We start from the raw sequence: 11,535 nt of genomic DNA on the forward strand, positions 1-11,535 counted from the left end.
TTATAGGTTAGAGTTATCTATCTAATCATATTTGCACCTAAATCGCTACACTGTTAAGCGAAGGTTAATAATAAATACTAAGGGGCAGTTGAGTAAATGAGTACTGAAAATAATAAACTGGTTGTTTTAGGTGCCGGCTGGCTTGGAAATGCACTTTGTGTTGAGGCAAATAAATTAGCATGGCAAGTACAGGGAACACATCGCGGTGGCGAGCACGAATATGACTTTCAGCGCCAGTTTATACTTGAAGGTGATGTGCTCAAGCATGAGCTGTCGCTTGAGAATGCTTGGTGGGTCTGCGCTATTCCACCGCGTAGTCGTAGCTCAGAAAGTAACTATTTAGCGACTTTGCAAGCAGGGCTTGAACTTGCTAAGCAACTAAATTGTAAAGGCTTTATTTTATGTTCTTCGACAGGAGTTTATCCATCTAACAATGGTCAATATGACGAAACTACAGAAATTATTTGCCAATCAGCACGTCAACAACAGCTATATGATGCTGAACAGTTAGTGCTAAGTGCTGGTGGTAAAGTATTGCGTTTGGCTGGTCTTGTAGGGCCTGGGCGCGATCCGGGTAGGTTTGTTGCCGGTAAAGAACTGACTAGCTCAAGTCAGCAAGTGGTAAACATGGTTCAGCAGCAAGATGTGATAGCGGCGATTTTTTCAGTACTTGAAAATTGGTCAAACGCGAGCAGTATTTATAATGTGGTTAATCCGGCACATCCTACAAAAGCAGATTACTACCAGCAAAAATGTGCTGAGCAGGGCAACCAGCCACCGATTTTTACTAGTCATGATAAAGGCGAGCGACTTATTGATGGCTCAGCGATTGAGTCACTGAATTTTCGTTATCAAATGTCCATTTAGTTATCTTTTAAAAGTAAGGTGGCCGCCTAATCGGTATTTACTGCCTGGTGATACTAAACGGGCAAAGCTCACAATACCTTGTGATGACCAAGTTCGGCGGATCACTTGTAAGCATGGCTCTTCGTTATAAAGGTTCAGCCATTCGCACATTTCTTGGTTGGGCATAATCGCTTCGACTGTATGGCGTGCCTCGGTGAGCGGGGCGTTTTGCGATAAGTATTCATGAGGCGTTAGGCTATGGAAATCTTGCTGTAAGTAATCTTTAGCAAGAGCGGGGTTCACAAAGCGTTCTTCAACTTGCAGAGGTTGCTCGTTTTCATTGTGTACAATCACACTTCTGTAAACATGGCTGTCGACCTCGACACCCAAAGCAATCGCAATTGGTGCTATAGCGCTTATAGACTCCATTACTAAAATGGTACAACTATAGTGGTTACTTCGCGCTTTTACCTCATCAGCAATATTTTTAATTTCTAATAAAGATGATTGTGACTTAAAGCTAGCCACAAAAGTACCTAGGCCTTGGCTACGGGTTAATATACCTGCATCGGTTAATTCACTGAGTGCTCGTCTTGCAGTCATACGACTAACTTTAAACTGGTTGGTAAGCTCATTTTCAGAGGGCACTCGGTGATTTTCTTGCCAAGCTCCAGAACGAATATTTTCCAGAATGAACTCTTTTATTTGCGCAAATTTAGGAACACTCATTATGCGTGTATATGTGGTGAGTAAACAGTATGTTTGAAGGTGACATAATTATCTTGTATATACAAGGTGAGTTGATAAACTTTAAGCAAATTTAAACTTAGTCTCGTAATGGGCCTATCGCAAGTATCAATGTAGGTGAAAAATGCACACAACCAATAATGATCAAGCTTTCTGGGATTTAGTGATCACAGATGCCAACATCGCCACAATGGACCCAGCCATCGAAGCACCTTATGGTGCTATTGAAAATGCAGCTATTGCTGTTAAAGATGGCAAAATTGCTTGGTTAGGTGAGCAAGCCGATTTACCAGAGTTTGATGCGCTAGCTACGCCAACATTGTCAGCAAAAGGGCAGTGGTTAACCCCCGGGTTAATTGATTGCCACACTCACTTAGTGTTCGCTGGTAGCCGTGCAGAAGAATTTGAACAGCGTTTACAAGGTGTAAGCTATGAGCAAATAGCTGCAAACGGTGGCGGTATTGCAAGTACCGTACGTGCAACGCGAGAAGCCGATCACGAAGCTTTATTTGTCAGTGCAAAAGAGCGCTTAAATGCATTATATGCAGAAGGTGTGACGACGGTAGAGATTAAATCTGGCTACGGTCTTGATTGCGAAAACGAAATTAAACTTCTCGAAGTGGCGCGTTTACTCGGTGAAAATCACCCAGTTGATGTTAAAACCACGTTTTTAGGTGCGCATGCATTACCGCCTGAATATAAAGGCCGTAGCGATGAGTACATTGATCTGGTTTGCGGTGAAATGCTTGACCGTGTTGTTGAAGCTGATTTAGCTGATGCAGTTGATGCTTTTTGTGAAAACGTTGGCTTTAGTAATGAGCAAACTCGCCGCGTGTTTGAAGCGGCTAAAAAACACAACTTACCAGTCAAGTTGCACGCTGAGCAGTTATCTAATCAACATGGTGCAGAGCTTGTTGCTGAATTTAATGGCTTATCTGCGGATCATATTGAACACTTAGATGAAGCTGGTATTCAGGCAATGGCCAAAGCGGGTACTGCAGCAGTTTTATTACCAGGTGCATTTTACTTCTTACGTGAAACAAAGTATCCGCCAATTGAACTACTGCAGCAGTACCAAGTTCCAATTGCTATTTCAACTGACTTCAACCCGGGTACTTCGCCTTTATGTTCATTGCATTTGATGATGAACATGGCATGCACTATTTTTCGGATGACACCAGAGCAAGCATTGGCTGGGGTAACTCGAAACGCTGCAGGTGCTTTAGGACTTGATGATCGTGGTGTGTTAAAGGTAGGCGCACGTGCTGATATTGCCCATTGGCAAATAACCCACCCAGCACAATTAAGTTACCAATTTGGCGTAAATAAACTGTTAAATCTGTGGATTTTGGGTAGACTTAATTAGATAAGTCTTTTTTACGTAGTATTTTTACATGTCTTTGATTGCCAGCTTAGCAAGTAGTAGCGTGAGCCTTGCAAATTTAAGTAGCGATGTTGTGCCAGTGTTTTTAGCTGGTTGCGTTCTTATGGCAATGATTTGTGCCTTATGTGTTACTCAAAATTCTATTTTAAGGCTGAGCTTAGTCGTCAATGGCGTGCTTGGATTAGCAATTCTTAGTCTTGGCATGCCTTGGTTAGTGTTATTGTTAAGTGCAAGTGTTTGTTTTCATTTGTGGCAGGCATTTCGCACAACTAATTGGCTAGCAATCATTATCTCAGTTGTTGCTGCGATTGTATTAACAGTACTTTATTCAGCTCATTTATTGTTACATACTGCTCTTTACTGGCTTGTTTTTTCTGTCGTTATTTTGTGTATATCAGGCTTTTTTAACTATGAAGAACCTGAAGAAGAGCAGGTGGTCGTTGAGCCACTTCACACTGACGAGTTAGATGCGACACCTCTTACAGGCTTACCCGATCGCAACGCCCTAAAAAATAGCTTTATTGCTTGGACCGAGGAGCATGATGCTAACTGCGCGTTAGTGATGCTTCGCCTTGAAGGTTTTAACGATGTAAACCAACACATCGGTCGAGACTTTGGTGATTTGTTATTAGCGCAATCAGCAACCCGAATTAAACAGCAGCTCAATGTTGATAGTGTTCTTAATATAGTGGGTAATTCAGGCAAAGCCGAAAAGTTGGCGCATTTAGGGGGCTTAAACTTTGCGTTTATTTGTTCATTAGAGGAACAAAAGCACCTTCATGAGCAACTAATTAGTCAAATTCGCCATGTTACTTTAAAGCCATTTAATGTTGCCAATTGCACCATTGAAGTTAAAGTTCGTGCCAGTTATGTAGTTTGTGATGAGCCTGAATACAGCTTTGAAAACTTCATTTCGTTTGCCAATCTAGCGCTTGATTCAAATCCAGACAAAGCGATTGTGCCTTATCATCCACAAATGATGATTGAGCAATTGGAGCAGCAAGCACGACTACGTGAGTTAGCACACCTTGATTTTGCAAGTGAACTAGAGTTGTATTTTCAGCCAGTTATTCGTAATAGCGATGAGCAAATCGAATTTTTAGAATTGCTGTTACGTTGGCAGCATCCTAAGCAAGGGATTCTTTCTGCGAATAAATTTATAGATGATATACGTGTTGCAGGCCTAAGCTATCCTGTGGCTGCTTTTGTTATTGAGCGTGCAGCAGAACTTGCTATGGCACTACGAATGGAAGGTATTGAATTACCTCTTAGTATAAATGTGTTTGGCCCTGAGATGCTGCACGAAGAATTTATTGAGTTTGTTGACCGTATCATGGCTGAGCATCGACTAGAGCCGGGTGATTTAATTATCGAGTGCCCGCTCGATTTATTTATGAGTTTAGATGACCAAGGTAAAGCGATGGTTGCAAGGCTCAATAGTATTGGTATCAAATTATGTATAGATGGTTTTGGTGACACACCTATTTGGCTAGCTAAGCTTCCGAATCTTAATGTTGAGTATATTAAAGTGGCGGCTTCACTTACCGCTGATTTTGCTCATCAAAGTCAAATTCGAAGCCTCGTTTCGGGCATGGTCGATATGCACAATCAAAATAATGCAAAAGTGATTTGTGAAGGAGTTGAAACTCTAGAGCAACTTAAGTTTGTAAAGTCGCTTAAAACCTATGCTGCACAGGGCTATTATTTTAATTACCCATTGAGTAGTGTTGGTATGATGTCATGGCTTAAACAATGGCGTTTGGAGCACCAGTAAGCATAAAGCTGTGCTCTCCCTCTGGTAGGCTTCACGATACAACACCGCTTTTATAACCCTAGTTTCTGTAACCTTGTCACGTGGCTACGGTAAAGTTCAACTGGATCAACTTCACGAAAACTATGCAAACCAATAAATTGGTTAATCTCATCGAGATGATTCATTTTGTAATCATCTTTGATCACATGCCCTAAATGGCTACTACAGCGTGAAATGAGTCCGTCACTGTGACCTAAGATAAATAATGAGCCAAATAACATGGATAAGTCACTTAAATCTAAGATATTAGTGAGTGTTTCTGTGCCGCTCCAAGAAAAGTAGTATACGCCATTGCTTGCAAGCATATTACCTTGTTCGCACTCGTTTTTGGGCAAGCCTTCGGGGTACTTTTGATTAAATGTTGCTGCTCCTTGTGTGCTTAAACTATTTATTGCACCGGGTGTATTTTGCGGTAATTGACTATTGCCTGATAATAACGAAATAACACCACCGAATGCATCGAATACTAATCGAGTTGTATATTCTGCTTGAGAGCCGGGTGTTAGCTCCTTATTAATAAGATCAATAATGCCACTGCCATAATTTGCACCGCCTACACTGGTAACTGAGGCAATTAGATCAGGCCTGATAGATGCAACATAGCGTGCAGTTTGCGCACCTTGACTGTGACCAATCAAGTTTACTTTTTTAGCACTAGTCAGAGCTAAGATTGATTCTATTTGAGTGAGTAATTGCTCGCCTCGGACTTCTGAACTGTTGATAGCAGAAACGGCAGGTGTGAAGACTAAAGTACCATCTTTTTCCAGAATTGTAGCGATATTGTAGAAGTAATCGATTCCGAGCAGGTTATCGAATCCCATTAGCCCATGAACTAAAACAACTGGATATTGGGTAGTTGTTTTTTTGGCATTGCACCAAGGGCTCAACAAAAAAAGTAAGGTAACAAATAAAATTAACGGGATTTTTTTCATACCTTTTACTCTTCTACTTCAATATTTATCACCAACAAGCCTTAAAAAAGCCTGATTTTAGTGCGCTTTTAATTCACCTTACCTTAAATTTGGGTTCTCTGTAATGTTAAATTAAAGTAAGCAGGAAAAGATGGTTTTAGTGTTTCGTTATATGTTTATCAATTTGTGTTTTTTCTGCGGTTAAGCAATTTATTTTTAATCTGGTATTTGATAAAGTCCGCGCCGTCCTCATCCTGTAGGACATCCTGTTGATGATGCATCTGAAAGGATGCAACGTATTGATAGCTTCTCCCCAGTTTGCTATAACGACTCACTCCTTGTTGAGTGAGTCGCTTTTTCTTTTCTTATCATACAATTCATTGCACAAATACACGCAAGTGATACCATCAAAGTGATTCTTATTTACTTTCGAAGGAATGCGTTATGTTTAAATCTTTGGCAATAGCTGCCTTTTCATTATCGAGTATTTTAGTTGCCCCTTTAGCCAGCGCAAATTGGCAAGTTAATAATGAGCAAAGTAACGTAAGCTTTGTATCTATTAAAAAGAACTCTATTGCAGAAGCACATCATTTCAAAAACGTGTCGGGTACACTCAACGAGCAAGGTCAATTTAAGTTGATGATCGACCTGACATCGGTTGAAACTCTGATCCCTATCCGCAATGAGCGCATGACAAAGTTGTTATTTGAAACAGCTAAATTTCCTAATGCTGTGTTAACTGCTGATTTAAGTAAAGCATTATCAACACTGAAACCAGGTCAACATGTGCTGAAAGGGTTAAAAGCTGAGTTAGATTTTCATGGTAACAAAAAAGAACTTACGATAGATGTTCTAGCCAATATGTCAGCAAAGGGCGATATTAGCGTGTCATCTTTTACGCCAGTTATTATTAATGCGAGTGATTTCAAAGTAACAGAAGGCATTAGTGAACTACAAAAGCTTGCGGGCTTACCATCAATTGCAACAGCGGTTCCTGTAACATTTTCTTTGACGCTAGATAAAGAAAAATAATGCAATCACTTGCTGACTTAGAAGCCGCTCTTCAAACGCCCGATAAACCTTTTGAACAATGGCAGCCACAAAACTGTGGGCAAGTGCCAATAACGATTGATGCGCAAGGGCGGTGGTTTTATGGCGGCAGTGAAATAAAACGCGAGGCAATGGTTAAACTCTTTGCCTCTGTGCTTTGCAAAGAGGCAGATAGTTATTTTTTAAAAACACCCGTCGAGAAAATGGCTATCACTGTCATTGATGTGCCTTTTATTATTGTTGATTGGCGTTTTGAAGAGACAGAGCAAGGCCTTGCTCTATGTTGTGTCGATAATTTACAGCGCGCTTGGTTGGTATCAGCAAAGCAACCACTATTACTGAGAGAATTTGAAGGTGTCAGTGTGCCTTATCTTCAATTAGCACATGGCTTGGCTGCGAGGGTATCGAGAAATGTTTATTATCAGTGGGCTGAAATAGCCTGCTCAGATGAGCAGGGCTATTATATAGAATCATTAGCCAAGCGTTATTACTTGGCCTAAGCACTTAGTCTTCTGGTTGTTCGTCAGACTCAGGTGCTTGCGCTTCAATAGGGCCTAAAAACCACTCATCGAGCTTTTTAGCAACTTCAGGTAAGCCGGTGCCTTTTAGTGAAGAGAAGGCATGTACTGTAATATCACCATCTAAACTACTTAACTCACGACGAACTTGTAAAACTTGAGCTTTACGCGCGCCTTGTTTTAGCTTGTCGGCTTTAGTTAATAGTGCCAGCACTGGAATTTCGCTGCCCACCGCCCAGTCGATTAAGTCACGGTCTAAATCTTTTAACGGGTGGCGAATATCCATCAAAACAACGATACCTTTTAAGCTTTGACGTTTTTGTAAATATTCACCTAGCGATTTTTGCCACTTCTTTTTCATTTCGATAGGCACTTTCGCAAAACCATAGCCCGGCAAGTCAATAAGGCGCTTATCGGCATCAAGTTCAAAGGTATTGATCAGCTGAGTACGACCAGGTGTTTTAGAAGTACGCGCTAACTTTTGATCAGTTAACGTGTTTAAAGCACTTGATTTACCCGCATTAGAGCGACCAGCAAACGCGACTTCAATCCCCGTATCAGCAGGTAAGCGTGAGATATCAGGTGCGCTGGTAACAAAGGACGCAGTATTGTATTTGATACGAGATTTGAGCACAGGCTCTCCTAGTCTTTTATAAAAAATAACAAACAGTGGCTAATTTCCACTTAAGGCACGTATTTTATACTATTAAAGCAGCATTCAAAAGCGTATTTAAGCGTGCTAAATTGGCTTTAAATTAGGAAAATTACTAGGTGTAAACTTAATCTAAGTCAAATCCCTATAAATTATGAGCTTAATGTGGGCAGAAAACGTGCCAGAGAATTTATTATCGTGTAGAATATAGAAATCACAACATCCATATTGTAGATGATACAGGGTCGGAAACAGAGAATTCACCATGAAAAAAATAGCACTATCTTTAACTATATTGCTTGGTACGTTGTCAGCAAGCAACGCAACAGCATTTGATGGCGATGTAAACGCAGGTAAAGAGAAATCGGCAACGTGTGCGGCTTGTCACGGCCCAGACGGTAATGCACCGGTTAATATCTACCCTAAAATTGCAGGCCAACACGCAGATTATATCTATAAACAATTACAAGAGTTTAAATTAGGTATGACATCTGGCGGCAAAGAAGGTCGTATGGATCCAGTAATGAGTGGTATGGCTATGCCGCTTAGCGATCAAGACATGAAAGACCTAGCAGCTTACTTCTCTTCTTTAAATATGTCTGAAGGTGCAACACCTAAAGATGTAGTAGAAGTAGGTCAGCAGCTTTATAAAGCTGGTGATGCAGAGCGTGGTATTCCAGCATGTGCTGCGTGTCACGGTCCTCGTGGTAACGGTACATCACTAGCTAAATTCCCGAAAATTTCGTTCCAACATCCAGAATACATCAAGTCACAACTTGAAAAATTCCGTGATGGTACGCGTAATAACGACTTAAACGGTATGATGCAAGACATCGCTAAAAAGCTAACAGACAAAGACATTGAAGTACTTTCAAAATACTTAGGTGGCTTACACTAAAGTCTGATTGCGGAAAGAAATGCTCCGCAGTAGTATGTAAAGAGTTTGAAAAAGCAGCGCAAGCTGCTTTTTTTGTACCTAACGTATGTCGAAATTTCCCACTCCCTTGTGAGACATTGACCATATCTAGCTGTAAGCCAAGTCTTATTTTTATTTCACTATTTTTGCTAAGTCATTGTTATTAATTAAAATGACAATGTTGCAATAAGTCATCTGTAAGAAAAATTATATAAATTAGTTGTAACAATTTTATTAATAAGTAAATTAACCACTGTCGCTGAGACAGCAAAAACAACATGGACAATGTAATAAGGAAAGTAACTGCGGCAAATCTTTAGGGGTTGACACTAGTTAGGTGTCCTAAAGGAAATAACAAAAAAGTGTCAGGATTGACCGAGAATAATAAAAGCTCATGGAAGTTTAATAATAAAAACAAAATGGAATGCTACACGGAAGGTTAAAACAATAACAAAATGGATAAACAATAATAATAAAAATAATAAAGACTAAAAAGTCGAAGGGAGAAGTGTCCAGATAATTGGCGCTCAGATTAGTAGGCGGTAGAGATGTTTTCTCTACCGCCTTTTTATTTGTCCTGTTACAATAGCCACCGTTTGTACTAAAAGTATGAAAAGTGCGCAGTTCGTCAAGTTGACCAACCACATCCGCACATCGAATTCTTCTGGTTATGCCAGCATTACAATGCCACAAAGGCGTTGTGCACAACCTCTTAAGTGAGATGATCAAGATATGAGTAGAAAGAAAAAGTCGCGTAAAATTCCATCGAATGGTCCTGTACGTCTGAGCAAAGAAAAGCTTAGAGAGATGCGCGCGTTAAAAGAGCAGCGAGTTAAAAAGACCAAAGGTGCTAAACCTGGGTCTCGAAATGCACCTGATGCACAAAATGCAGAAAACACTGCTGCAAACAATCAACCGAAAGATAAGCGTGTTGGTAGTAAAAAGCCGATTTCTTTAGTTGCGCCTAAGGCTGAGCCGAAAGTTGAAATGAAACGCAACTTAAAGCCTATGGTTGAGCTTAAGAAAGTGACTGAGCCTGAACTAACACCAGAGCAAGAGTTAGAAGCGCTAGAGAATGACGAGCGTCTACTTAAGCTGGTTGAGCGTCATGAGCGCGGTGAGTTATTAACAGGTAAAGACGCTAAGTACTTCAATAGCCGTATTGCTCGCCACCAAGCACTTTGCGAGTTATTAGGCATTGAAGATGAAGACGAGTACGAAGATGACTTTGAAGATGATTCATACGATGAAGGTGAATCTGACTTCGATAAGTACTTATCTGATGATTTAGCCAACGAATGGTTTGATGACGAAGATGAGGATGAGCGATGAGCACAACCTTGATTATTGCCATTGTAATTGGTGCGGCAATTATCGCAGGGCTTGCGTTTTATGCAGGGCAACTTCTGTATAAACTAAAAGAGCAAAATAAGCTTATCGCCAAGAAGCAAGCTGAGCATGAGCAAAAGCTTGCGGTATCAAAAGCAAAGCGTAATGCAAAGCTAGCCGATAGCATTCATTTGATTGCCCGTGCAATGAATGAAGAGCAATGTGAGTTCTCAGAAGGCTGCTTACGTATTTGGGTGCTGATCTCTCAATACAGCTTTGCTGAAGAGTTTGAGCTAAGTGAGCGCTACCCAGGCATATTTAAAATGTACGAAGTCGTAAAAGATATGCCAACGCACGATGCCCGTAAGAAATACTCTAAAAAAGAGATTTTTAAAATGGACACCGCTCGCTGGCGTGCTGAAGAGCAGCATAGCGATGAAATTAAAGCGGATTGCGCACGTATAATTGAAGAGTTTAAAGCCGCTCCAGGCAGCGAAAACGTAGTATTTAATTAAGTTGACGTACCGTTGAATTAAACAAAATAAAAAGCAGAGCCCAGGCTCTAATGCCGATCAGTTAAGCAATTGACATTTGGCATAATAGGATCAAAATCCGATGATCACAGGTCATCGGATTTTTTTATGCCCCTTAATCATAGCTTCGCCAATATTTCATCATTTATCGATTCTAATATTCACAGCTTGTCGGAAATACTGGATGAGTCTTTAATACAACAAGCACTTGCAAAGTCTGGGGTCGCAACACTCAGGAAGCGCAGGCTACCTCTTGAGCTAATGGTCTGGAGTGTGATTGGCAGCGCATTGTTTCGAGATATGCCTATGACTCAGGTCATTAATCGTCTTGATATTGTATTACCAAGTAAGAAACCTTTTGTAGCTCCTAGTGCGATTGTTCAAGCAAGACAGCGTTTAGGCTCGGAATCTATTCGTCATATCTTTAATATGACTCAATCCCGTTGGCATCAAGACACACCACATCCAAACTGGTGTGGATTAACCTTACTTGGCGTTGATGGCGTGGTGTGGCGTGCAGAAGACACGCCAGCTAACAATGATGCATTTGGTAAGTTGCACAATGACAAACGCGAATCGGCTTTTCCTCAAATTCGTATGGTCTGTCAAATGGAACTCACAAGTCACTTATTGACCGCATCCGCCTTTGACGCCGTTGCGGCTAATGAAATGACGCTCGCTGAGCAGCTGATAGAGCAAACACCCGACAATAGCCTAACGCTGTTTGATAAAGGTTTTTACTCATTAGGGCTACTTCATAAATGGTCTACCACTGGTACATCAAGGCACTGGCTAATTCCCTTAAAAAAAGGCACGCAATATGAAGTTATCAGGGA

General features: G+C 40.8%; 12 protein-coding genes. 9 read left to right on the forward strand and 3 right to left on the reverse strand.

Annotated elements, in window-relative coordinates; all coding sequences use genetic code 11:
- Window positions 1–96 precede the first annotated feature (96 nt).
- Window positions 97–867, forward strand: coding sequence for an NADP-binding protein (locus tag IMPJCBKJ_RS16220; RefSeq protein WP_166341070.1), 771 nt, complete (start codon window positions 97–99; stop codon window positions 865–867).
- Here IMPJCBKJ_RS16220 and hutC read toward each other — a convergent pair whose 3' ends face one another.
- Window positions 868–1,575: a histidine utilization repressor gene (gene hutC, locus IMPJCBKJ_RS16225; RefSeq protein WP_166341071.1), complete on the reverse strand. Its 708-nt coding sequence runs from the start codon at window positions 1,573–1,575 to the stop codon at window positions 868–870. It abuts the gene before it with no gap.
- Window positions 1,576–1,717: 142 nt separating this feature from the next.
- On the opposite strand from hutC, the gene hutI reads away from it, so the two are divergent.
- Window positions 1,718–2,959: an imidazolonepropionase gene (hutI, locus tag IMPJCBKJ_RS16230; protein ID WP_054552861.1), complete on the forward strand. Its 1,242-nt coding sequence runs from the start codon at window positions 1,718–1,720 to the stop codon at window positions 2,957–2,959.
- Between the two features lie 121 nt (window positions 2,960–3,080).
- Window positions 3,081–4,751: a GGDEF domain-containing phosphodiesterase gene (locus IMPJCBKJ_RS16235; protein WP_206004291.1), complete on the forward strand. Its 1,671-nt coding sequence runs from the start codon at window positions 3,081–3,083 to the stop codon at window positions 4,749–4,751.
- Between the two features lie 50 nt (window positions 4,752–4,801).
- On the opposite strand, the gene IMPJCBKJ_RS16240 is transcribed toward IMPJCBKJ_RS16235, so the two are convergent.
- A complete protein-coding gene (locus tag IMPJCBKJ_RS16240) occupies window positions 4,802–5,722 on the reverse strand; it encodes a triacylglycerol lipase (RefSeq protein ID WP_166341073.1) in 921 nt (306 codons plus the stop codon).
- Window positions 5,723–6,145: 423 nt separating this feature from the next.
- Here IMPJCBKJ_RS16240 and IMPJCBKJ_RS16245 point away from each other — a divergent pair, with 423 nt between their 5' ends.
- Both IMPJCBKJ_RS16245 and IMPJCBKJ_RS16250 read left to right on the forward strand, forming a co-directional pair.
- Window positions 6,146–6,733, forward strand: coding sequence for a YceI family protein (locus IMPJCBKJ_RS16245; protein WP_166341074.1), 588 nt, complete (start codon window positions 6,146–6,148; stop codon window positions 6,731–6,733).
- A complete protein-coding gene (locus IMPJCBKJ_RS16250) occupies window positions 6,733–7,251 on the forward strand; it encodes a DUF1285 domain-containing protein (protein ID WP_166341075.1) in 519 nt (172 codons plus the stop codon). The genes IMPJCBKJ_RS16245 and IMPJCBKJ_RS16250 overlap by 1 nt, the downstream gene beginning before the upstream one ends.
- A gap of 4 nt (window positions 7,252–7,255) precedes the next feature.
- Here the strand turns inward: IMPJCBKJ_RS16250 and yihA are convergent, their stop codons facing one another.
- Window positions 7,256–7,903, reverse strand: a complete 648-nt coding sequence (yihA, locus tag IMPJCBKJ_RS16255) for a ribosome biogenesis GTP-binding protein YihA/YsxC (RefSeq protein ID WP_138599290.1) — start codon at window positions 7,901–7,903, stop codon at window positions 7,256–7,258.
- A gap of 283 nt (window positions 7,904–8,186) precedes the next feature.
- Between yihA and IMPJCBKJ_RS16260 the strand changes: the two genes are divergently transcribed.
- From IMPJCBKJ_RS16260 to IMPJCBKJ_RS16275, 4 genes are all read left to right on the forward strand, one after another.
- Window positions 8,187–8,819: a c-type cytochrome gene (locus IMPJCBKJ_RS16260; RefSeq protein WP_054552855.1), complete on the forward strand. Its 633-nt coding sequence runs from the start codon at window positions 8,187–8,189 to the stop codon at window positions 8,817–8,819.
- Window positions 8,820–9,569: 750 nt separating this feature from the next.
- Entirely contained in the window at window positions 9,570–10,169 is a 600-nt protein-coding gene (gene yihI / locus IMPJCBKJ_RS16265) for a Der GTPase-activating protein YihI (protein ID WP_166341076.1), read from the forward strand.
- Window positions 10,166–10,681: a DUF2489 domain-containing protein gene (locus tag IMPJCBKJ_RS16270; protein WP_166341077.1), complete on the forward strand. Its 516-nt coding sequence runs from the start codon at window positions 10,166–10,168 to the stop codon at window positions 10,679–10,681. Before yihI ends, IMPJCBKJ_RS16270 begins: the two co-directional genes overlap by 4 nt.
- A 126-nt stretch (window positions 10,682–10,807) precedes the next feature.
- The coding region (locus IMPJCBKJ_RS16275) for an IS4 family transposase (RefSeq protein WP_166341079.1) at window positions 10,808–11,535 on the forward strand (728 nt) is incomplete at its 3' end.

This window comes from Pseudoalteromonas sp. MB47, from assembly GCF_011319765.1.
In the GTDB taxonomy this organism is placed as follows: Bacteria; Pseudomonadota; Gammaproteobacteria; order Enterobacterales; family Alteromonadaceae; genus Pseudoalteromonas; species Pseudoalteromonas simplex.

Excerpts from the sequence above, each read along its gene's own strand:
- IMPJCBKJ_RS16270 (WP_166341077.1), top strand. The coding sequence starts at position 10,166 with ATGAGCACAACCTTGATTATTGCCATTGTAATTGGTGCGGCAATTATC.
- yihI (WP_166341076.1), top strand. The coding sequence starts at position 9,570 with ATGAGTAGAAAGAAAAAGTCGCGTAAAATTCCATCGAATGGTCCTGTA.
- IMPJCBKJ_RS16240 (WP_166341073.1), bottom strand. The coding sequence starts at position 5,722 with ATGAAAAAAATCCCGTTAATTTTATTTGTTACCTTACTTTTTTTGTTG.
- IMPJCBKJ_RS16250 (WP_166341075.1), top strand. The coding sequence starts at position 6,733 with ATGCAATCACTTGCTGACTTAGAAGCCGCTCTTCAAACGCCCGATAAA.
- IMPJCBKJ_RS16220 (WP_166341070.1), top strand. The coding sequence starts at position 97 with ATGAGTACTGAAAATAATAAACTGGTTGTTTTAGGTGCCGGCTGGCTT.
- IMPJCBKJ_RS16245 (WP_166341074.1), top strand. The coding sequence starts at position 6,146 with ATGTTTAAATCTTTGGCAATAGCTGCCTTTTCATTATCGAGTATTTTA.
- hutC (WP_166341071.1), bottom strand. The coding sequence starts at position 1,575 with ATGAGTGTTCCTAAATTTGCGCAAATAAAAGAGTTCATTCTGGAAAAT.
- hutI (WP_054552861.1), top strand. The coding sequence starts at position 1,718 with ATGCACACAACCAATAATGATCAAGCTTTCTGGGATTTAGTGATCACA.
- IMPJCBKJ_RS16235 (WP_206004291.1), top strand. The coding sequence starts at position 3,081 with ATGGCAATGATTTGTGCCTTATGTGTTACTCAAAATTCTATTTTAAGG.
- IMPJCBKJ_RS16260 (WP_054552855.1), top strand. The coding sequence starts at position 8,187 with ATGAAAAAAATAGCACTATCTTTAACTATATTGCTTGGTACGTTGTCA.